This window comes from Dorea sp. Marseille-P4042, assembly GCF_900290215.1.
Lineage (GTDB): Bacteria > Bacillota > Clostridia > Lachnospirales > Lachnospiraceae > Dorea > Dorea formicigenerans.
The window spans coordinates 647,938-668,087 of sequence record NZ_OLMI01000002.1; the positions used below are offsets into that span (position 1 = coordinate 647,938).

At 38.0% G+C, this 20,150-nt stretch carries 26 protein-coding genes and 1 pseudogene; 2 read left to right on the top strand and 25 right to left on the bottom strand.

Going from position 1 to position 20,150, the window contains the following annotated elements:
• Positions 1 to 124 precede the first annotated feature (124 nt).
• The 16 genes and pseudogenes from C7E02_RS08550 to C7E02_RS08635 form a co-directional block, all read right to left on the bottom strand.
• Positions 125 to 1,801: pseudogene (locus tag C7E02_RS08550) on the bottom strand (recombinase family protein).
• Position 1,802: 1 nt separating this feature from the next.
• A complete protein-coding gene (locus tag C7E02_RS08555; RefSeq protein ID WP_105309329.1) occupies positions 1,803 to 2,660 on the bottom strand; it encodes a KilA-N domain-containing protein in 858 nt (285 codons plus the stop codon).
• 2 nt (positions 2,661 to 2,662) lie between these two features.
• Complete coding sequence (locus tag C7E02_RS08560; protein WP_105309330.1) at positions 2,663 to 3,028, bottom strand: helix-turn-helix domain-containing protein; 366 nt, start codon at positions 3,026 to 3,028, stop codon at positions 2,663 to 2,665.
• Between the two features lie 73 nt (positions 3,029 to 3,101).
• Positions 3,102 to 3,389: a hypothetical protein gene (locus C7E02_RS08565; protein WP_158683003.1), complete on the bottom strand. Its 288-nt coding sequence runs from the start codon at positions 3,387 to 3,389 to the stop codon at positions 3,102 to 3,104.
• Between the two features lie 195 nt (positions 3,390 to 3,584).
• Entirely contained in the window at positions 3,585 to 3,953 is a 369-nt protein-coding gene (locus C7E02_RS08575; RefSeq protein WP_203226955.1) for a replication initiator protein A, read from the bottom strand.
• A 25-nt stretch (positions 3,954 to 3,978) separates the two neighbouring features.
• Positions 3,979 to 4,455 carry a plasmid mobilization protein gene (locus tag C7E02_RS08580; RefSeq protein ID WP_242978780.1) on the bottom strand — a complete coding sequence of 159 codons (477 nt, stop codon included), beginning with the start codon at positions 4,453 to 4,455 and terminating at the stop codon, positions 3,979 to 3,981.
• A gap of 383 nt (positions 4,456 to 4,838) precedes the next feature.
• A complete protein-coding gene (locus C7E02_RS08585) occupies positions 4,839 to 5,159 on the bottom strand; it encodes a TfoX/Sxy family protein (RefSeq protein ID WP_105309333.1) in 321 nt (106 codons plus the stop codon).
• 12 nt (positions 5,160 to 5,171) lie between these two features.
• Positions 5,172 to 5,810 (bottom strand): GyrI-like domain-containing protein, encoded by a 639-nt coding sequence (locus tag C7E02_RS08590; protein WP_105309334.1) that lies wholly within the window; start codon positions 5,808 to 5,810, stop codon positions 5,172 to 5,174.
• Positions 5,811 to 5,815: 5 nt separating this feature from the next.
• Positions 5,816 to 6,235: a VOC family protein gene (locus tag C7E02_RS08595; protein WP_005339665.1), complete on the bottom strand. Its 420-nt coding sequence runs from the start codon at positions 6,233 to 6,235 to the stop codon at positions 5,816 to 5,818.
• Entirely contained in the window at positions 6,232 to 7,149 is a 918-nt protein-coding gene (locus tag C7E02_RS08600; protein ID WP_105309335.1) for a helix-turn-helix transcriptional regulator, read from the bottom strand. The genes C7E02_RS08595 and C7E02_RS08600 overlap by 4 nt, the downstream gene beginning before the upstream one ends.
• Positions 7,150 to 7,369: 220 nt before the next feature.
• On the bottom strand, positions 7,370 to 7,567 hold the full coding sequence (locus C7E02_RS19735; protein WP_105309336.1) for an RNA methyltransferase: 198 nt from the start codon (positions 7,565 to 7,567) through the stop codon (positions 7,370 to 7,372).
• Positions 7,568 to 7,643: 76 nt separating this feature from the next.
• Positions 7,644 to 9,386, bottom strand: coding sequence for a recombinase family protein (locus tag C7E02_RS08610; RefSeq protein WP_105309337.1), 1,743 nt, complete (start codon positions 9,384 to 9,386; stop codon positions 7,644 to 7,646).
• 51 nt (positions 9,387 to 9,437) lie between these two features.
• Entirely contained in the window at positions 9,438 to 9,590 is a 153-nt protein-coding gene (locus C7E02_RS19410; RefSeq protein ID WP_186279134.1) for a hypothetical protein, read from the bottom strand.
• Between the two features lie 91 nt (positions 9,591 to 9,681).
• Positions 9,682 to 10,059: a type II toxin-antitoxin system PemK/MazF family toxin gene (locus tag C7E02_RS08615; protein WP_105309338.1), complete on the bottom strand. Its 378-nt coding sequence runs from the start codon at positions 10,057 to 10,059 to the stop codon at positions 9,682 to 9,684.
• Between the two features lie 584 nt (positions 10,060 to 10,643).
• Entirely contained in the window at positions 10,644 to 11,072 is a 429-nt protein-coding gene (locus tag C7E02_RS08630) for an RNA polymerase sigma factor (protein ID WP_055244683.1), read from the bottom strand.
• Positions 11,073 to 11,545: 473 nt separating this feature from the next.
• Positions 11,546 to 11,734, bottom strand: a complete 189-nt coding sequence (locus C7E02_RS08635) for a cysteine-rich KTR domain-containing protein (RefSeq protein WP_006863419.1) — start codon at positions 11,732 to 11,734, stop codon at positions 11,546 to 11,548.
• Positions 11,735 to 12,103: 369 nt separating this feature from the next.
• On the opposite strand from C7E02_RS08635, the gene C7E02_RS08640 reads away from it, so the two are divergent.
• A complete protein-coding gene (locus tag C7E02_RS08640) occupies positions 12,104 to 13,420 on the top strand; it encodes an IS110 family transposase (RefSeq protein ID WP_055304676.1) in 1,317 nt (438 codons plus the stop codon).
• Positions 13,421 to 13,689: 269 nt separating this feature from the next.
• Here the strand turns inward: C7E02_RS08640 and C7E02_RS08645 are convergent, their stop codons facing one another.
• Positions 13,690 to 15,075 (bottom strand): MATE family efflux transporter, encoded by a 1,386-nt coding sequence (locus C7E02_RS08645; protein ID WP_105309340.1) that lies wholly within the window; start codon positions 15,073 to 15,075, stop codon positions 13,690 to 13,692.
• A 122-nt stretch (positions 15,076 to 15,197) separates the two neighbouring features.
• On the opposite strand from C7E02_RS08645, the gene C7E02_RS08650 reads away from it, so the two are divergent.
• On the top strand, positions 15,198 to 15,725 hold the full coding sequence (locus C7E02_RS08650; RefSeq protein WP_105309341.1) for a PadR family transcriptional regulator: 528 nt from the start codon (positions 15,198 to 15,200) through the stop codon (positions 15,723 to 15,725).
• 70 nt (positions 15,726 to 15,795) lie between these two features.
• On the opposite strand, the gene C7E02_RS08655 is transcribed toward C7E02_RS08650, so the two are convergent.
• From C7E02_RS08655 to C7E02_RS08685, 8 genes are all read right to left on the bottom strand, one after another.
• Positions 15,796 to 15,981 carry a cysteine-rich KTR domain-containing protein gene (locus C7E02_RS08655; RefSeq protein ID WP_105309342.1) on the bottom strand — a complete coding sequence of 62 codons (186 nt, stop codon included), beginning with the start codon at positions 15,979 to 15,981 and terminating at the stop codon, positions 15,796 to 15,798.
• Positions 15,971 to 16,756 carry a MerR family transcriptional regulator gene (locus C7E02_RS08660; RefSeq protein WP_105309343.1) on the bottom strand — a complete coding sequence of 262 codons (786 nt, stop codon included), beginning with the start codon at positions 16,754 to 16,756 and terminating at the stop codon, positions 15,971 to 15,973. The genes C7E02_RS08655 and C7E02_RS08660 overlap by 11 nt, the downstream gene beginning before the upstream one ends.
• A complete protein-coding gene (locus C7E02_RS08665) occupies positions 16,749 to 17,660 on the bottom strand; it encodes a DUF2268 domain-containing protein (RefSeq protein WP_105309344.1) in 912 nt (303 codons plus the stop codon). The genes C7E02_RS08660 and C7E02_RS08665 overlap by 8 nt, the downstream gene beginning before the upstream one ends.
• Before the next feature lie 111 nt (positions 17,661 to 17,771).
• Positions 17,772 to 17,960, bottom strand: a complete 189-nt coding sequence (locus tag C7E02_RS08670) for a cysteine-rich KTR domain-containing protein (RefSeq protein ID WP_105309345.1) — start codon at positions 17,958 to 17,960, stop codon at positions 17,772 to 17,774.
• Positions 17,961 to 17,980: 20 nt separating this feature from the next.
• Positions 17,981 to 18,415, bottom strand: coding sequence for an AraC family transcriptional regulator (locus C7E02_RS08675; RefSeq protein WP_055244692.1), 435 nt, complete (start codon positions 18,413 to 18,415; stop codon positions 17,981 to 17,983).
• Between the two features lie 133 nt (positions 18,416 to 18,548).
• Positions 18,549 to 18,671 carry a hypothetical protein gene (locus C7E02_RS20085; RefSeq protein ID WP_278336550.1) on the bottom strand — a complete coding sequence of 41 codons (123 nt, stop codon included), beginning with the start codon at positions 18,669 to 18,671 and terminating at the stop codon, positions 18,549 to 18,551.
• Positions 18,661 to 19,392 carry an alpha/beta hydrolase gene (locus C7E02_RS08680; RefSeq protein ID WP_242978781.1) on the bottom strand — a complete coding sequence of 244 codons (732 nt, stop codon included), beginning with the start codon at positions 19,390 to 19,392 and terminating at the stop codon, positions 18,661 to 18,663. Before C7E02_RS08680 ends, C7E02_RS20085 begins: the two co-directional genes overlap by 11 nt.
• Positions 19,393 to 19,403: 11 nt before the next feature.
• Positions 19,404 to 20,033 carry a CatB-related O-acetyltransferase gene (locus tag C7E02_RS08685; protein ID WP_105309346.1) on the bottom strand — a complete coding sequence of 210 codons (630 nt, stop codon included), beginning with the start codon at positions 20,031 to 20,033 and terminating at the stop codon, positions 19,404 to 19,406.
• Between the last annotated feature and the right edge of the window lie 117 nt (positions 20,034 to 20,150).

Below are 20,150 nucleotides of genomic sequence, written 5' to 3' on the forward strand. Positions count from 1 at the left end.
TCTATACTAACTACGCCAAAAGGTTGATTTTCACTACACCCGTATTCTATTTTTTCATTTCATGCACATATTTTATAGGCTTATTTTCATAATATGTTCTAGCAGATATACCCCTCAACCCCGCTTAAACTAGGCATTTCTTAGAGAGGAGACAGACCGTCTCATTTTGTGTATCATTGTCCAAACTTAGTGTAAACTCTTTTTCTATAATTGGCAACTTAAATTCTATAGATTTCAGCCACTGACCATTCTCTTTGCGTTCTTCGTAAATCTGCACATTATCCACTAACTGCGACAGGAACTCCCGTTTCTCTGCTTCGTTCATTTGAGCATACAATTTATCAAAGAACACGAGTGCCTTGTAAATGTTATCACCTGTAATCTTATCTGCCAGCAGAGAGCGTTTCTTAGCCTTTGCAGATACCAGCAGTTCCTCTGCATCATCTATTTTATCATAAGTCTTGTACAAATGGTTCTCTAAATCTGTTTTTCTTCGCTGATAATGCTTATCCTCATAATCAAGAGAATCCATATCTGATAAAATAGTATCTTTATTATGATATAGCTTTCTTAATTGTATTTTATAATTTTCTATTTCCTAATCTAATGCACTAGTATCTACTTCCATATTTATTTTGTTGCGGATTAAATCCGAAAATTTAGGATTACTAACCAGTTTACTAATCACCTCTGCAACAGAAGCATCCAGCATTTCTTCATGCACCTGTTTTTTGTAATCACACTTATGACCTCTAGTCATATTTCTGTGTTTACAGCCATAATAATAAAAATCCTTATAGTTACTTCCATCCTTGCGTTTCTTAATAGACTTGTTGCCATACATTCCTGCACCGCAGACAGGACATTTCAAAATTCCTGATAATAGATGAATCTTGTCACGATTGACCTTTTCATACTTTTTAGCCTGTGCCGCCACCTTGACCTGCGCCTGCTCCCATACTTCTTCTGATACAAGAGCTTCGTGCAGACCATCTACTAACAGGTAATCGTCTTTCTTAACCTGCCTATACTCATTTCTTGTACCATGAACCTTTTCTGTCCGTCTTCTTCCATAAGAGATTTTGCCACTATAAACCGGATTCTGTATAATCCTTCTGATAAGAGCAGCATCAAATAACGGATTTTTACCATTCTGTCTGGCTATCTTATGGGTTCCATGATTTTCAAGATACTTTGCAATTCCATTTGCACCCAAATCCGTATTTACATATTGGTCAAATATCATTCTGATAGCCACTGCCTCTTCTTCATTTACTTCCAATTTTCCATCAATGAGAGAATACCCATACGGTGCAAAACCGCCATTCCATTTGCCTTCCCTGGCTTTCTGCATCCTGCCTTCCATGGTCTGAACACGAATGTTCTCACGTTCAATCTCTGCCACTGCTGACAGAACAGATATCATAAGCTTCCCGGCATCTTTGGATGAATCTATTCCGTCCTCCACACAAATCAGATTCACTCCAAAATCCTGCATTACTTGTAATGTTGCAAGTACATCTGCCGCATTTCTTCCAAATCTGGAAAGTTTAAATACAAGAACATAAGATACTTCATCTTTTCCTGACTTAATATCCTCCATCATCTGATTAAATGAAACTCTTCCCTCTATTGATTTGCCGGATTTTCCTGCATCCTCATATTCACCGGCAATTTCATATTCATTATAGTCGCAGAACGCTTTCATTTTTGTTTTCTGTGCATCCAGAGAATAGCCATCTATCTGCATGGTTGTCGAGACACGGGTGTATAAATATACTTTGATTTTCTCTTTCTTCAATTTACATATCACCTCCAGGAAGTGCCGAAACTGCCGACAGATTGATACTGACTAATGTATCCATCTGCCTGATTGCCAAATTTCTAAGCAATATAAGTCTTTCTGATTGAGATTTCCCCTGCTCAATTAAAATAGCATTATAACTTTCCATATTTGCCAACACCAACAACTGATTTAAATTTGCATCATCACGCACATTCCCCTTTTTACCCGGATTATTATTTTTCCATTGCTTTGCAGTCTGACCAAATAAAGCAACATTTAAAAGATCTGCTTCACTGGCATATGTATAAACAATCTGTTCTGGTGTTAGCTCTGGTGGAATCAAATTATCCTTCACCGCATCTGTGTGAATACGGTAGTTCACCTTTGATAAAGCCCTGTTCAAGTTCCAGTCCAATGAAAATCGACTATTTTCATCTTGTTTTAACCTGCGGTAATCTTTCATAATATACAGTTGAAATTCCGGAGAAATCCATGTAGCAAATGCCATTGCAATATCGCTATGTGCATAAGTTCCTCCTCCATATCTGCCTGCTTTTGACACTATTCCTATAGCATTGGTCTGTTCAATCCATTTGGTTGGCGTCATAACAAACCTGTTTAATCCTGCCTCACTTCTAACCGCCTCGAATTGCACACGGTTAAAATCTGGATTATGAAGTTCTTCCCAAACAGCCAAAAACTCAACTGTATTTCTGTTTCGCATCCAGTTCTGAATGACAAATCTGGGATCATTATCATTTCTATATTTTGCAATATCTGTCAACGAAATATATTCATTTTCAAAATCTTTCGTGTAAATCCCAATATCAATTCCTTTTGCGTGAATAATTTCTCTAACTATTTTATTTGCCATCTCTATTCCTCCACCATGTTCTCCATCTGTTCCAACTTCTGCAAGGCTTTCATATACGCCATCAATCTTTTATACTGCGCATCTTCAAGACTGTGAATCTGCTTTAAAATCTTAATATCCGACCTGGTAACTTCATAATCCATATCTGCATCTTTATATTCCGGATCAATTCCTTTTCCAGTCAAAAGCTGTTCGGGAGTAATCTCCAATGCATCACATATAGACAACAGACAGTCCGCTTTGGGATTCGTCTTTTTCTTCTTCCAGTCACTGATGTTACTTGTTGCAATCCCGGTCCTTCTTGAGAGTTCCAACTGCGTTATGTTCTTCTGCTCCATCACACAAAAAATTCTTTCACTGATAATCATGATTTTTCCTCCATCAACATTCCGTAAATATCCGTATTTATAAATTTATTCATCCGTCTATACGGTTATAGTATCATGCTGCAACTTTTCTTTCAATAGAGATTTTTGTATTTCTGAACTTTGTTATATTCTTCTCTTTATATAGCTCCGTGTACAACTGTCTTATTCTTTCCCTACGAAGATAAAAATCCGGATCAGGCAAATTATCCAAGTCCATTGCTTCCGCATACTTTGCTACCATTTCTCCAATAAAATTTGCTAAATTTCTCCATACATCTCTTTCTTTTAAAACCACTTTATTCTTGACCATAATTAAAATCCTTTCTGACATTGTCATTGAAATCCATCGTATCCCATCCATAGTGATGTTTCTTCTCTTCCTGATAGGATAAGATAGATATTATTAAAATTAGTATTGTTATTATTAGTCTTATTAGATTTTGATTTTTACTGTTCAAAACCTGTAAATACCAAAAGTCTGTATGCGTCAAAATCAAAATTCTTAATTGTGATTTCTCCATCTTTTGTATTTTGATTTTTACGGTATGGCTATTTCTCAAAACATTTTCTTAAGGTACAGCTTGTTAGGTCTTCCCAATCCCTGTCTCTTCCGTTCAAGTGCTCCCACCTTTTCCAATTCATCCAATAACTTGCATGCCTTTTGAGTTCCACAATTCAAATCCTCGCAAATATTTTTTATTGAATAATAGATAAACACCCTCCCTTGGTTGTCAATCCATCCATTTTTTATTGACAATGAAACTCGATCTAAAAAGAATGCGTATAAAAGCTTTGCATCCATTGACAGTTCAACAAAGCCTTCATCCTCTACCAGACATTTTGGCAGCTTGATGAAAGTAAAACGCTCCTCACCGGTGCAATAGTTATACTTCGGTTGAATACATACCTTTTCTAAATCTCTCATAAACTTAATCCTTTCTTTTCGCTTTTTACAAATTGGCAGGCAGTGCTCCGGTATATACCCGGCGCATTTTTGCTTGTTGGGGAATGCCCCAATCCCCTTGAACTGCGGATAAGCCGCAGAGCCAAGCTGACGCTTTACCATAAAACCACTTTTTCTTCTTTGAATCTTCCTCATAAAGATACATTACTGCCTCAAGTATTTTTTTCATAAACTTTGTTTGTTCATTATGCATCTTTTTTATTTCTGTAATATCTTCTTCGTACAATTTTCCGGTTTCATTTGCTTTCCTTGCATACTGATTGAGATTATTACTAATCCTTGAATGCAAGGATATTACCTGATCCAGATCTGGCCACTTAGGAATAATCACATATCCGTTCAATGCCATCTTTCTGATATATGCACTCATGTTTTGAACTCCAGCTTCCTTCATTCGATTATGCAGTATCTCCACCTCTTCCGGTTTGAATTTTACATAAATTCCTTTTGAATACTCTTTCACTTTTCTTTTCCTCCATTTCTTTTCAAATTTGTAATTTTTAGAAATCATTCTTTCGGGGGCAATCGACAATTTCTAAAACTGGGCAACAAAAAAGCAACCGATATTACTCGATTGCCACTCTGTTACTCTTGCGAAACTATTCCTTTTTTAAAAAATTTGTAAATATTGCCTAAATGCTTTTGTGAACTTTTTCCTTCAAAAAACATTACAAATTGATAATTGACTTTTTGAAAATTATTGTTCTCAAGTTTCTATCAAAATTAGAAAAAGCCCAAACCACAAGGGTTTGAGCTTCATTTGCACATTCACGTTTTCTGTTTTTGGGTATAGAATCTCCACTGCTAAATATAGAGTATTGGTTTGATTTTGTCAAGTCTTAGTTCTTAATGTATATTCTTCTTTTTCTTTTCCGGCAATTCTTCCCACATACTCTCAACCAGTTCACACAAAAACTGCCGATCATCTACATTATCAACCAAAATCATTTCCTTAGCGCCATGATACGGCTGTTCCATCTCGGCATCCGGCATCAACCTCAATGCCATCGGAACCGGCTTCACCAAAAGTCTATCATCATATATTCCACCAAAAACCTTTCCACGGTAATAAAGAATGAATTCTCCCATCATTGCCCGACTGCTGATTTCATCCAGTCCTGATAATTGTTCCAAAACAAAATCCAAATATGCCTTTGTAGATGCCATGTCTTTTTCCTTTTATTCCCCCATAGTCTTTATTGGATGCCTGACCACAGTCTTCAATTTCTCAGGTGCCACTCTCCGCGCATCACTCAGATAAATCTCGTGGTGCATCCTCTGATCCGTTATATCAAGTGTATATCCCTGTTCTTCCATAAACCTGTGCATTGCATCTACCGTAACAGGCTCATCGTCATACGCTCCGATATGCATACACTGTACACAAAGACCTTCCTCATAGGAAAAAAACTCAGCCTTAGAAAAATCCTGCTTTTTCTTTGCCGTAGCTTTCCTGACAGCCCAGTCGAAATCTTCCCTAGTAACAAAATCCGGCAGTCGAATAACAGAGATCCACTTAAAATCTTCCTTACGAGCATAATCAATTCCGGATACTCCATCCTGCCACCAGAATCCCTCTAATGGCGGCACGACATAATCGAAATATCCATCAATCTGATGATCTTCCTTTTTGCTCATTTTAATCGTAAATGCAATTCCATACAGAAGTCCGATAGCCTGCTTGTATTCTCCGTCTGCATCATTTGGATTGCCGCTTCCCCTTACCGCTATATAGTTCATTTTCGGAACAGTTACGATAGACGGTGTGCCTTTCGGCATATAAAATTCTTTATATTCCTTCTTGTAGTCAAAAGCCATATCCTTTACACCCCCTCTAAGTCCTTCTCTTCATAAGGCTTATTCCAGGAACCAATCTCTATCAGATTCCCTTCCGGATCAGCAATATAGCAGGTTCTCTGTCCCCAAGGTTCAAGTTCTGGTTCAAGCACAGATGTTGCCCCATTTTCCACAGCCTTCTTGTATGCCTCGTCCACCTCTTCAAAAGTATCAACATATAGAGCTATTTCAGAATGACCATTCAGACCCTTGATATACTCATATCGCCGGTTTGTCATTTTCTCAAAATCATTCCGTCCATACAGTAAAAAAAGTGTTCCGTCTTTCACAAGATAAACATTGGAAGTATTCTCTTCTTCCTTAATTTCAAATCCGAGAACATCCTTGTAAAAACGAATCATCTTTGCCATATCATCAACAAACAACCCAAAACCGTCTAATCTCATTTTCCTAATCCTCCATAGATTTTTATTATTTCCTCTGCATTCCTGCAAATAATGTCCCGCACTTCTTCCGGCTCAAGCACCTCTACTTTTGCTCCAAATGTCATAAGCCATGTCACAAGGTTTTCCATATCCGTATAGTCTGCTGAAAAGAGCAGCCTTCCATCGTCTGTTTCTGTAAAGCAGTTCGGTCCAAATTCTTCAACCAGCCGCCACTTCATATTCAGTGTGAAAAGAGCTTTTACCTTTATCCCACCCGAAAATATCTTCTCATTTGACAAATCCGGCATTGGTACATCTCTACGCAGGAATCCACGGTCTGTTTCAACAACACAATCCATACGGTTCAGTTTGAACAGTCTGTAATCTTTACGTTCTAAACACCACCCCCATACATACCAGCTCGACCACCGGAAAACCAGATAATATGGTTCTACCCTTCGGTTGCTCTCTCCGGACGGAGCATAATACTTAAATCGCATGATGCGCCTGTTTTCTATTGCACTCTGTATTACCTCGATCTTTGGAGCAAGAGAACCCTTATACCATGAAGATAAGTCAATCAGCATAGAGTCTCTTCCACTGATGAACTCTGATGATCCGGTCTGGATTTTCTCCATCAGTTGACTGTAGTACCTGCTTCCGCTCACACTGTCAAGACTCCGCAAACCCGCAAGAATCATCTGCATATCTTTGGAGCTCAAAATCGTCCTGTCCATACGATATCCATCCATAATACTGATACCACCACCGGTACCCTGTGCAGTTTTTATAGGAATACCTGCTTTACAAAGGTCTTCAATATCCCGATTTATTGTCCTTCGAGATACCTCAAATCTTTCTGCCAGTTCAGGAGCCGTTGTCTTTTCTTCCTGCAGTAAGATTGACAATATACCGATAAGTCTATCTATTTTCATCGTTTCTTACACTCCATACATATTATACCTGATTCAACACGACAGCTATATGTCATGTTTATTATATCTGCGAAAAATTTTTCTGTATACAATAGAATGCACGCTCCGCAAACATTCTATTGTCATGAACAAAAAGCCTACGAACATCAGATTTTATTCCCAATGTCCGAAGGCTCAATAACATTAGTTGAATTTTCTCCATCCGATAAGCCAAGTTAGCCTATGATTCACTTGGAATCATCTGAAAATACTTCAACGCCTCTTCAATCGCTATTTCTTTTTCTTTTGTGCATTCCGGCTGTCCGCCCTTCTCAGATTTTGGCTTATTATAGTTCTCTCTTTCTATAATTCCATGCTTCTGCTTTATCTGTGCAATATACAGATTAGATACCTTCATCCCATCATTATGCTTTGCCACATACTTCTTTATCTCCTCATAAGTAGCCTGTCTACGCTCCGCTTCGGTCCGCGCTGGGCAAAGGTCCCCTGGACCTTTAGCGCCTCTCAGCCGCCGTTAAATCCATCTCGTCCATATCAAGTGTCACATTCACATGATGCTTCGCTTCATGAAGTTTGGACAAAAGGCATACCGTCTCAACGGTATTACCTTTTTCCCACAAGAGCCGCCTTACCTCTTGACCATCCCGATATATTGGGAAATTAAACTCTATCGACTTCAAAGGCTGCTCTGACTCCCCATTTGGATATATCTGAATTTCTTTTATAAGATAAGTAATAAGGCTTTTCTTTTCCTCGTCACTTATTATATCATAGAGCTTTCCGAAATTCAGCATAAGCTTGTAAATATTGTCCAGAGTGATTGTTTCCATTTCGATAGAACTTTTTCTCAGCTTTGCATCTTCAATCCGTTCTTCCAACTCTACAATCGTATCATACAAGGCATCAAGTCTTAAAGTCATGTCGTGGATTTTCCTTTCTCTGAAACGAGCATCAATAGGCAGATTATCAATCTCTCGTTCCAGACGGGCTTTATTCAAATCTACTTCTTTCAGCTTACTCTCGTAATTGGCAAGTTCCTTATCAATAGCTGTTGTATCGGTCTGTACGCCAATACGCTTTTCAATCTCTTTTGCAAAATACTTATCGCTTACCAATTCCTTAACAGCTTCAATTACAAGTGGCTCAATATCTGTTTTTCTTAGCGATGCTTTATAATCACAATGATGTCCTCGCTCCTGCTTATTTCTACCACAAATATAATAGTAAACCTCTTTGTATGTGCCGTCTTTATTTGTCCAAGCGTGTTTGTTCGTATACATTGAACTTCCACAAAGGGGACACTTTAATATCCCCGTCAAAAGGTGTGACCTATCCTTACCGATTTTGGATGGCTGTTTAATTCCTGTTGCCATACGCTTTGCGTGAACCTTTTGCCACAATTCCTCGCTGATAATTCCTTCATGTTGTCCATCTTCCAGAATGTAATCCTCTGCATGAACCTGCTTATATTCATTTTTTGTACCTTTTACCTTTTCTCGTGTTCTTCTGCCATAAGCAATCTTTCCACAATAAACAGGATTGTCTAATATCAACCGTATAAAATGACTGCTCCAAGTTTCCAATGTGCCATTCTGACGTGGTATCTTCTTTATACCTTGAAGATTAAGATATTTTGCTACTCCGCCAAGTCCTATGTCAGAATTAGCAAATTTATCAAATATAATTCTGATTGCTTCAGCTTCCGTTTCTTCTATCAAGAGCTGATTGTCTTTCAGATAATATCCGTATGGTGCAAATCCACCATTCCAACCTCCCTGTCTTGCTTTTTCCCTGCGCCCATTCATGGTCTGCTCAATGATGTTTTCCCTCTCAATTTCCGCAACCGCAGAGAGAACGGATATTAAGAGCTTTCCGCTTGTCTGGGATGAGTCTATGCCTTCCTCAATACAGATAAGATTTATCCCATAGGACTGCACAAACTCTAAAGAATTTAGAATATCGGCTGCGTTTCTGCCAAAACGGGACAGTTTATAAACCAGAATATAATCTATCTCCAATCCGTTTTTTATGTCGGAAAGCATCTTCTTAAAGGCAGGTCGCCCCTCGATTGATTTGCCTGACTTTCCTGCATCCTCATAAATGCCAACAACCTCCATTTCCTCACGGTCTGCAAACCGCTTCAAACTGTTTTTCTGTCCTTCAAGACTGTATCCGTCAACCTGCATCTCGGTACTTACTCTGGGATACAGCACACATTTTTTTCCTTCTCTGTTCATTCTACCACCTCCGATAATTGGGGAAAATGTGATATGTAAGGTTGCGTAAACCTACGCAACACAATCCAATTCCTGCAAAACAAATCTTCCGTATTTTTCAACTATCTGCACCATAGCCTTAATAAAGACATCAAAATTTTCCGCTTCGCTGTCTATATTTTCGTGCTGCTGTTCTGCATTTATGGACGCTTTAACATTTTCCATCTGACTACCTCCGCAAAACAAAGCAGCTATATGCTCTTGATTATAGAGATACAGCCGCCATTTGACCAATGTGCAAATCTCTCCTTTTTCACTAATTTGCACATTTTCTGTCGAGTCTGTTATTGAGTGAAATACTAATGGCAAGAGCTTTATCAACTCTTGCCATTATGTTATCGGGTATCATTCCCATATACTGTTTTAACCGCTGTTTATCAATCGTCCGTATCTGCTCAAGCAGAATAATGGAATCTTTGTCGAGTTTATCAAAATCTTGTACCTCGGTATGTGTTGGAAGTTTTGCTTTCGTGTGTGTACGGCTTGTTATAGGAGCAATGATAACTGTCGGGCTGTGCCTGTTTCCTGTATTATTTGAAATAATAAGAACAGGTCTTATGCCGCCCTGCTCCGAGCCGATAACAGGATTAAGTTCTGCGTAAAAAATATCTCCACGCTTAATTATTCTTTCCATTGTGTTTGACCTCCCATCTGGAATTAGGCAAGTACATCCTGCCTATGTAACAGCCAGATACAAGAAAGTAATTAAGGTCGGGAGAGCATAAACAAATCTCTATTTCCATAGACCGCCCTGCATCTGGCATTATGATAAAAGCATTTCAATTTGTCCTCGACGCCCCGAAATGCTATGGGAAGTCGCCAAACGGTCAGCAGCGAACTGACGCCACGGGAGTTCCACCCCAACTGTCGGTCTGACAGAGCCGCCCTCATTGCCTGCGACGGTTTTTTCACGCTCGGACTGTGACTGGACGGGAGTATCATTATCCTCTTTGTGGGTTATGGCGAAATCGAGAGCTGCCCGATATTTTGAGTCGGTAAAGATAGGCTCACCACCTTTCAATCGCTCGCTGCCGCTTGGCAGGTCGTGGCGTACCGCTGCACACGCTTATGCTCATCACAATCACAAAGAGAAAGTATTTGGCGAATGGGTATTCGGTTGTCAAGGAGCTATCCCGTTTTCGCCACACAAAGGGAAACAGGGTAAGAGTTTTTTTGTCCTCTCACCCTGTAGCCCGTGGGAATATTCAATTTTCCCCTCTACTCAAAAAACTTTTTTAATTTTTCTTTGAGCCTATCCATTCTTCTGTAAATAGCTTTTTCAGTAATATCCAGATACACCGCAATTTCACGGGTTGAATATCCTTGTATCTTCATCAAAGCAATCTGCAATGTAAGCCTGTCCACCTTAATCAAAACTTGATAGAGGTGCTGATTTTCGATACTGTCCAGAAAATCCTCAACCGTTTTGACTTCGGGTTGTGTAGTATCTTCAGCAAGCTCGTCAAGATATGTACCTGTTTCCTGCACTCGCTGATAATACCGTCTGTCTGAATTAAAAATCGCCCAATCGTGAACACGGAGCTTTTCTATATCGTCCTCATTAACCCCCAAGCTCCGTAACTGCTTTTCCTCGGCTTCTTTCCAGAGCCGCCATTTCTTTTCTTCTCTGGCTTTGTTGTAAGCCATAATGTGTACCTCCAATCTGAATTTTTTTGAAAAATTTCAGATTGAGGTGGGCTACGACAGCCAGCGCTAAAAGCAGGCTTCTCCTGCGTTCTGATAAAAAGCGATAAACAAAAAGCCGCAAAGGTACTAAGACCTCTACGGCAATACGCATAATTATCTCTATAATATAGATATGTGATTTCTACTTGGAAAGTAGAAAAGTGCCACGAGCAAGCAAGGCTTTTTTTAACAAGTTATCCTCACTTGTGCGTGACACTATGTAAATAGCTGCTGCTTCTGATAAGCAGCGTGGTTGGATTTGCCCAACACATAAAAATCCCTCCAAACTCAAAACGGGTTTAGAGGGAAGATAAGTTTTTATTAGGGCATGATAAATCCGCCCACCAAAAGCACCGTTTTTTTTTATTCGGTGGGCTTATCCAACCTATTCTGTATAAAGAAAAAGCCAATGAACTGCAAGTTACCTCGCAAATTCATCGGCTCTGCGTCTGTGCGTCTGGCTCTTTGATGATAGTTACTTTTAATTGTTGAACATTTATAAGCTGTTCCTGCCTACACTTAGGACAAAAAAGCGGAAAATTAAGAAGTACCGTATTTTCTCTTATTTTTATCCGTGTTTTGTTTCCACAAACGGGGCAAAGCACCCATTTTTCATTTTGCATAAAACATCTCCCTAGTATAATAATGATGTAGTCAATCAAGACTACTTGGTTAATAAGTTTCTATAAATCAGATAACAGAAGAAGGGATTCTTCCTTCATCAGATGTTATCCATAATAATGATCATGTCTGACGGTTCCTGATAGACACTAGATAAAACATAAGGTATCATCTCTTAGGATAGGACAAAGAATGTATTTCTCCTTGGGACACTGATTATCAGTGGATACCTGTAATTAAGTCAATTAGTCCATTCGACAGGGTTTTATGTTTTAGCTGGTTGGGAGCCGGAAGGCCATACCCGAATAACGCGCTAGGTTGTGTACCTGCCAGATTGGAAATGGATTCCTATCAGAAAGGAGCTATTGCTCATGTCAAACAAAGTTTTCTTTAATCTCGATGATTTATTCATCTCTGTTGGTATTGATATCGGTGCTGATTTCTCATGGATGTCTATAGCACTTCCAAACCAACAATTCGTAGGAAAACCTTACAAAATCCTACATAACAGTATTGATTCCCTTACAACCGCTGTTTCTAAAATAAAAGAAGCAGAAGAGTTGTATTCTTTGGAAAGTCACATTTTCCTCGAATCCACGGGAATTTATCATTACCCACTCTTCTGCTATCTTCGTGATAAGGGTTTTAACTGCTCGGTTATTAATCCTATCATCACTAAGAATAGCACAAACATCAACATACGAAAAGTACATAATGATCGTTTTGATTCTAAAAAAGCTGCTTTGGTTGGTTTGAAACCTGATTTAAAGGTTTCACTTATGCCTTCAGATCTTGCTCTAAACTGCCGTAACCTATGCCGTGAATACTACGATTTAATGGATAATCGCAGTGCCTATGTGAATAAGCTTCAGGGTGAATTACGCATGGTGTTTCCACAGTATCTTGACATCTTTTCCAAGGTTACTATCAACACTTCTCTTACATTATTGGAGACTTATACCTCTCCATCAGCTTTTCTTAAAGCAGACAAGCAAGAGATTATTGATATCATCAAATCAACAGCTCGCTTTGGACTTACATATGCTCAAAATAAGTATAATGCCATAATTCAGGCGGCAACTGATGCAAATCAGTTTGGTTACATCATAGACAGCAACATCAAGCGTATTCGCCTTTATATCAGCTTCATACGTAAATATGATGAAGAAATCAACAACATTCTTGAATCGCTCCATGAGCTTGTTGATGCTAATGAAGATGCCGACTTTGTCAAGCAGATTCATTTGATTGAAACATTTAAAGGTGCCGGTTTCTTGTCTGCTGTATCCATCATGGGTGAGATTGGTGACTTTTCAGCATTTTCAAAACCAAAACAACTTTTCGCTTATTTCGGTCTTGATCCGGCAGTAAAACAATCCGGAAAATTTGAAGGTACCAAGGTTCAAATGTCTAAGCGTGGTTCTGCCATAGCTAGACGTGTGATTCACACGTTAACCTTACAAAGCATCAGTATCTCCCGTAATGGAGAAGCTAAAAATCCAGTTCTTCGTGAGTACTACCTCAAGAAATGTGACTCAAAACCAAAGCTCGTAGCAATGGGAGCTGTTTCACATAAGGTATGCAATATGATATTTGCAATACTCAGAGACAACAAACCATTTAAAATCATTGCTCCTCAGGAGCATATCAAACAATACAATGCTGCTAAATGCGACATAGCTGCATAAAATACTATGAACCCAATGATTCAATATCTTTCAAAAAATGATATTTTCACCAAGGGGGAAGTTTGCCNATTTAAAATCATTGCTCCTCAGGAGCATATCAAACAATACAATGCTGCTAAATGCGACATAGCTGCATAAAATACTATGAACCCAATGATTCAATATCTTTCAAAAAATGATATTTTCACCAAGGGGAAAGTTTGCCCTTTTTTAGTCAGAAAACAAAATAATTTTTTTCTCATTTAACTATTGACATTTATTAGCTGGACTTAATGTACTTCATTAGTTCCTGCAATAGCCGCTTGCTTTTCTGCTTCATTTAATTCTCTGTGAAGATGGATAGCCATAAATACCGTAATAATAGCAGAAAGCACATCTGCAACTGGCTGAGCATACAGAATACCATTCAATCCCCATATCATAGGCAGAACGAGAATAACTGGCACAAAGCAAATTCCCTGCCTGCAAGCTCCGAGAATAAAGCCTTCTTTCCCTTTTCCTAAAGCAAGGAATAATGAGGAATATACGGTATAGAAGCCAAACAGCATGAGAGAAATTCCATTTACCCTTAATGAGCTTGCCCCTACTTTAATCATCTCCAGATTGCCACTTGCGAATTGTGACACGATGGACGTTGAAAATAAAGCCAGTATCAATCCATAAACAACACAAAATATGGTTGACCAGATAATAGAGGTTTTAATAGCTTCATGCAGGCGGTTGAATTTTTTCGCCCCATAGCTGTACCCTGCGATTGGCTGAAAGCCTTTAATAAAACCAAATATTGTTAGACTTCCCATTGAAACAAGGCGTGTCACAACTCCCATTCCTGCGATTGCAGCATCTCCATAATCAGCCGCCGCATTATTGATGAGAGAAATGGAAAGGCTTGTTAATATCTGGAACACAAGCGTTGGAATACCAATCTTAAAAATTTCCGATGCAACCTCTTTTGAAAGGCAGTAATTCTTTATTTTAAAATCAAATACACTCTTCATTCCAAAAATATAAAATAGATACACCAGAGTAGATACTACCTGTGAAATTGCAGTAGCAATGGCGGCTCCTGCCACTCCCAAATCCAGTACATAAATAAATATAGGGTCTAATGCAATATTCAGTACGGCTCCAATCAGCAGAGCGCACATGGTCGTCTTTGCTGCTCCCTCGCTTGTCACGATATTATTCATTGTGACATTAAAGACATTGAAGATGCAGGAAATAATATAAATACTTCCATATGTGACCGCATAGGGCAAAATACTCTCTGTCGCTCCCAAAATACTTAGTATCGGCTTTAGAAAAATGACAGACAGGATAATCATAACTGCCCCGACAAAAACGCTGCTGTATAAGGCTGTGCTGACAACTTGGTTTGCCTTTTCCTTATCATTGCGTCCTAACAATCTGGAAATGTAGGATGCTGCCCCATTTCCAAATAGCAACCCTAAACCAACCACAACCTGTCCTAATGGGTACACAACTGAAATTGCTCCCATCTGGCTCTCTCCCAATCCTCCAACAAAATAGGCATCCACCAGATTGTATAATGCGTTTACCAACATTCCAATCATTGTCGGGATACCCATTGCTAATAGGGCTTGAGGGATAGGTGCGTTACCTAATAGCTGCATTTTCTTGTTTTGTTGACTCATAATTAACACTCCTTTTCTTGACTTTGAGTATAAAATATAGTAGTATAAATTACAGTAATCAAAGCTGTGTTGTATATACTACTATAAATTATAGTAGTTGTCAATAGAGAAAGGAGAATATCATGGCAACAATAGATTTAATCGTATTAGGAATGCTGAAAAAGGAAGCCCTAAGTGCTTACGACATCCAAAAATTGGTTGAATACCGCAACATATCAAAATGGGTAAAAATCAGCACTCCGTCAATCTATAAAAAAGTTATCCAGTTAGAGGAAAAGGGATACATTTCAAGCAACATAGTCAAAGAGGGAAAAATGCCAGAAAAGGCAATCTACTCCTTAACAGAAGCGGGTGAAAAACAGCTTGAAAATCTTATGTTTGAAATATCCGCAAAACCCATTCAAATCTTCTTGGATTTTAATGCAGTCATTGTCAACTTGGATGCCCTTTCGCCAGAAAACCAAATGAAATGCCTAACAGATATTGAAGCCAATGTAAAAACACTAAAATCATATCTGGAAGAAAATTTAAAAGCGAAAGAAAATGTACCCGAAATCCCACAAACAGGTTTATCCGTTTTGCATCAACAATTCGTTCTTGCACAATCCATTGAAACATGGATTGAAGAATTAAAACTAAAATATGAATAATTACAGTCCCCCATAAGATACTTTTCTAAATAGGCAGAGCCGATGAGCTGTGAGTTTATCTCTCACAAGTTCATCGGCTCTGCGTCTGTGCGTCTGGCTCTTTGATGACTGTTACTTGTAAATTTTGTACTTCAATCAATGTCTGCTGTTTACATTTCGGGCAGTAGAGAGGATAATTTTTCAAAATTGTATCTTCTCTTATTCTGTCACGAGTTTTATTACCGCAAACAGGACAAACTATCCAATTAGCGTTCATTTCTTTCCTCTCTTTGTCGGGAACAAAAAATTTCGATAGCTTTACTGAAAAAGGCAGCTAAATCTCCATTTCCAAACTGATTTATAAAATCAGAAAATCTCAAATCCGTAACATACATTTTCCCCAAAGAAGAAAGTATTTGTTTATCACATTGATAAAAATGTTCTGTAATATAAAGCTGCCATTCCCGTACTATATTTTGAACCTCTGGACAGTCTGGCGATTTGTTTTCATATGTCGCTAACCTTTCAAAAATATTCTGTGCCATAGAGAAAAATGCTTGCATTTGCTCATTTTGAATTTCTTGAGCTTTTGAGGAAAAGATTGCCTCATACTCTTTAAAACTTTCAGTATCTCCCCACTTTTCCAAAACCTCTTTTTGGAATTGAGATTGCAGTTCCATTACTTTTGAGTTAGAAAATTCTGAAAAGGAGATTGTTTTCCCCCCACTGATTTCAGCCTTTACAAGAGATATTAGACCGTCTATGCGTTCTCTCTGAGCTTCTAAAATACTTAAATGCTTTTCTAATGCTTCTGTCCGATTATAATGAGGGGCATTGATCAATTTTTTAATCTCTTTCAATGCAAAACCAACCTCACGAAAAAACAAAACTTCCTGCAACCGGCACAAATCCGTATCAGTATATAAGCGATACTTTGCTTCTGTTACAATCGAAGGTTTCAAAAGTCCAATCTCATCATAATAGTGAAGCGTCCTTGCTGTTATACCTGTTAAATTTACTACCTCGTGAACCGTCAATGGTTTCTCATTCATTCCAAAAATCCTCCACTGCACTTAATATTTCATTTGCAGATAACAAAGTTGCTTCTACTATACTTTTTCCTGTTTTTTGCAAATAATATTTTACTAAATGATAGCCACAAGCATATCCCGCACAATATGGCAATCCAACAGGGGGATAATTTTGTAAAGCAGCCATTTCATCGCCATACAAATAAGCATTAAGATTTTCAAGTCCCTGTACGTCCAGTCCATCATAAATAATTGGCTTGATATATTCATTTAGCGTTTTCATATCAGTTTTCTTAACCCACGGTCCCGCCTTATCTTCTCCATACAAATATGTGGCAAAATTTTCTGCCAGCCCCTCACTGACCATCATTTCTCCGAGCGTAATATCATTTCTCCATTTAATAAACTGGAAACGCACATTATGATTTGTTTCATGTGCAAGCGCAACTGGAAGATGCTCTAATGTGTAATCATTAGGAAGAAGCCAAGAAAAAATATATCCCGGAATACCTCCATCCCCACAATAGCCCTCATTCATTGAAATATAGGGACTTTCTGCATTTGCCAGCAGAATAGTAAACAAATATTCTTGAACAGGTAACTCAATCCCTGCGTCTGAAAAACACTTCAACGATTTTTCGACTGATTGTTTACATTCAGACCAAAGCCTATCTGAAGATATACGTTCAATATTATCTCGTTGAGTTTCATCCACTTTTGTTGGCGCAATATGACCAAGCATCCCACTCGCCATTATCACATCATACCCATTTGGTGTAGCTGCTTTCATCGGCACACTATAGCAAGCCCATTTTTTCTCAAAAGGCATCATCAATTCATAACGATAAATGTCCTCTTTCTTATCTAATGGTGCTTTCATAATCTTGGCATAAATACCATCTGAACGAATAAAATTTACATTCATATTACTTCATCCTTTCTTTTTTCTACATCATACACTATGACGTAACGTAAAAGTCAATAGGATGAGTAAATATATTTGAGCCGATGAGCTGTGAGTTTATCTCTCACAAGTTCATCGGCTCTGCGTCTGTGCGTCTGGCTCTTTAATATCAGTTACTTGTAAATTCTTTACTTTAATTAAACTCTCATGTTTGCACTTCGGACAAAATAATGGAAAATTTATCAACTCGGTGTCTTTCCTAATTTTTGTTCTTGTTTTGTTGTTACAAACAGGACATATTACCCATAATTGTTTTTCCATTAGAGAAACTCACCTACCTCTTATTTCAATGGAATACAAAATTCACATAGATGTAAAGCAATTTTTTTCGTTGAGTACCGTTCAATAATTGGCTTTTCCTTATCTACTGATAAGCCAATGGTTAATTTGGGAATGTTGTTCCAAAATGCTATTATATCGTTTTTTCTATGGGGAACTTCAAATATAGCATATTTCCCATCATCAATTTTACGGGTATCTAACTCTACAACTTTGTGTTCGTCAATAATAAGACCAATATCATATCTTTGCTTTTCGGCGGGTGTATATATAGGATTATCTAAAGATATTCCTAAAATGATTGCAGCATCGTTGAGCAAACCATTTTCCTTTAGGTATGCTTTAAAATTCTCCATCAATTTTTGATTCTCTGAACCATATGCGCCTGTTCTACGCACATAAGCTATTTTAATATTTCTAAATTCTTCAATAATCAAGTTATGACCTCCAATCTTTATTGTTATCAAGCTTGACAAACAAATCGTAAATGCAATTAAAATGATTTTCAAGACATTTTTTAAAATAGCTTAGAACTTTTTTAAAATGAGTGCATAAAGTTCTCAATTTCCTCTATGCAGTTAATTCTTTAATACCGATATTCACCTTTACACCGAAAAAGCAACTACGAACAACCTTAAATCCATAAAATATTTTGGAGCCGATAATCGGCTGTGCATCTGGTTTACCTTTCATCTCTCGCCATTTCTTTACCACTAACATTTTTATTAAGCCATCTTTGCATAACTTCTATCTGTTTCCCTGTATGAAACCAATGCTCTCCATTTCCCATTACTTCTAAGCCACAGTGAATTTTTTGAGAAAAATATTCCACCTCATCACGGTCAATCAAATTGTCATTCTCACCATATAGTATTTTAGTAGGAGCTTCCCATTTTGTAATGGGATGTGATGACGCATATTCCCAATACTCCCACGAGAGCGTTTGACCAAATGTGGTTGATATAATAAGCTCTTTCTTTAATTGTTCCTCTGAAATATTTGCCCAACTCATCATTTTTAATATGAGACGCTTCATATCGAGGACAGGCGAAACAAAAAGACAATTTCTCAACCTTTCGTTGCCGAAACTTAACATACTGAACCATGCCCCAATGCTGTTTGCAAATAAAGAAATTCGTTCCCAATGCTCCTTTGCAAATTTCATAACCTCGGTCAGTTCTGGTACAATATGCCACGGGTCAAAAGAATTTACTTCGCCTTTCCTATTTCCGTGTTCTGGTAAATCAATGCTTAGTATTTGATAACCATGTCCACAAACAAACTCGGCAATATTATACGCTTCCTCCTTATTTCCCCCTTGACCATGAATATATAAATACACATTACGAGATGGATTCCCCAAAATGATTGCAGGGATATTATTGATTTTGATTTCTTTCTCTGTAATAGTCATTTCCAGATACCTCAATATCTTAATTGCTCTACTTGTCCAGATTTAATTGCTTGGATATTCTGAGCAATTTTTTCTTCTGACCAATCCCACCATTTTAATCTAAGTAGCTCTACGATTGTTTCATCATCAAATCGTTTTCTAATAGATTTTGCAGGTACACCGCCCACAATGCTATATGGCGGCACATCTTTGGTGACAACAGCACGAGTACCGATAATTGCTCCATCTCCAATCGTAACACCTGCCAAAATAACCGCTTCATAACCAATCCAGACATCATTGCCGATAATAATATCTCCCTTATTATTCCATGCCTCGGTAACATTCTTTTTCTCAAGCTCCCATTCCTCAAAAAACAAAGGAAACGGATAAGTAGATAGAGATGCCATCGTATGATTTGCGCTATTAAAAAGAAATTTTGCACCGCAGGCGATAGAACAAAACTTCCCTATAATGAGCCTGTCATGGTTGATAGGATATTGATATAACACATTATTTTGCTCAAACTTCTTAGGGGCATTGACAAAATCGTTATACATCGTATAATCGCCAACCTCGATATTTGGTCGGGTAATCACATTTTTTAAATAAACCGTTTGCGTATCTCCCGTTCTTGGATAAATACTCTTTGAATTTGCCATATTTTATCTTCCTCCTGCCATCTAAAGCTATATATCAAATTGTACCTGCTCAAGAAATATTCTCAATACACCAAACAATACAGATGCAATCAGTAGAAAAAGAGAGCTGCCTTTCAG

Coding starts and splice junctions, on each gene's coding strand:
- C7E02_RS08555 (WP_105309329.1), bottom strand. CDS start 2,660: ATGGCAAATAAAATAGTTAGAGAAATTATTCACGCAAAAGGAATTGAT.
- C7E02_RS08560 (WP_105309330.1), bottom strand. CDS start 3,028: ATGATTATCAGTGAAAGAATTTTTTGTGTGATGGAGCAGAAGAACATA.
- C7E02_RS08565 (WP_158683003.1), bottom strand. CDS start 3,389: ATGGATGGGATACGATGGATTTCAATGACAATGTCAGAAAGGATTTTA.
- C7E02_RS08575 (WP_203226955.1), bottom strand. CDS start 3,953: ATGAGAGATTTAGAAAAGGTATGTATTCAACCGAAGTATAACTATTGC.
- C7E02_RS08585 (WP_105309333.1), bottom strand. CDS start 5,159: ATGGCATCTACAAAGGCATATTTGGATTTTGTTTTGGAACAATTATCA.
- C7E02_RS08590 (WP_105309334.1), bottom strand. CDS start 5,810: ATGGCTTTTGACTACAAGAAGGAATATAAAGAATTTTATATGCCGAAA.
- C7E02_RS08595 (WP_005339665.1), bottom strand. CDS start 6,235: ATGAGATTAGACGGTTTTGGGTTGTTTGTTGATGATATGGCAAAGATG.
- C7E02_RS08600 (WP_105309335.1), bottom strand. CDS start 7,149: ATGAAAATAGATAGACTTATCGGTATATTGTCAATCTTACTGCAGGAA.
- C7E02_RS08610 (WP_105309337.1), bottom strand. CDS start 9,386: ATGAACAGAGAAGGAAAAAAATGTGTGCTGTATCCCAGAGTAAGTACC.
- C7E02_RS19410 (WP_186279134.1), bottom strand. CDS start 9,590: ATGGAAAATGTTAAAGCGTCCATAAATGCAGAACAGCAGCACGAAAAT.
- C7E02_RS08615 (WP_105309338.1), bottom strand. CDS start 10,059: ATGGAAAGAATAATTAAGCGTGGAGATATTTTTTACGCAGAACTTAAT.
- C7E02_RS08630 (WP_055244683.1), bottom strand. CDS start 11,072: ATGGCTTACAACAAAGCCAGAGAAGAAAAGAAATGGCGGCTCTGGAAA.
- C7E02_RS08635 (WP_006863419.1), bottom strand. CDS start 11,734: ATGCAAAATGAAAAATGGGTGCTTTGCCCCGTTTGTGGAAACAAAACA.
- C7E02_RS08640 (WP_055304676.1), top strand. CDS start 12,104: ATGTCAAACAAAGTTTTCTTTAATCTCGATGATTTATTCATCTCTGTT.
- C7E02_RS08645 (WP_105309340.1), bottom strand. CDS start 15,075: ATGAGTCAACAAAACAAGAAAATGCAGCTATTAGGTAACGCACCTATC.
- C7E02_RS08650 (WP_105309341.1), top strand. CDS start 15,198: ATGGCAACAATAGATTTAATCGTATTAGGAATGCTGAAAAAGGAAGCC.
- C7E02_RS08655 (WP_105309342.1), bottom strand. CDS start 15,981: ATGAACGCTAATTGGATAGTTTGTCCTGTTTGCGGTAATAAAACTCGT.
- C7E02_RS08660 (WP_105309343.1), bottom strand. CDS start 16,756: ATGAATGAGAAACCATTGACGGTTCACGAGGTAGTAAATTTAACAGGT.
- C7E02_RS08665 (WP_105309344.1), bottom strand. CDS start 17,660: ATGAATGTAAATTTTATTCGTTCAGATGGTATTTATGCCAAGATTATG.
- C7E02_RS08670 (WP_105309345.1), bottom strand. CDS start 17,960: ATGGAAAAACAATTATGGGTAATATGTCCTGTTTGTAACAACAAAACA.
- C7E02_RS20085 (WP_278336550.1), bottom strand. CDS start 18,671: ATGAAAGGTAAACCAGATGCACAGCCGATTATCGGCTCCAAAATATTT.
- C7E02_RS08680 (WP_242978781.1), bottom strand. CDS start 19,392: ATGACTATTACAGAGAAAGAAATCAAAATCAATAATATCCCTGCAATC.
- C7E02_RS08685 (WP_105309346.1), bottom strand. CDS start 20,033: ATGGCAAATTCAAAGAGTATTTATCCAAGAACGGGAGATACGCAAACG.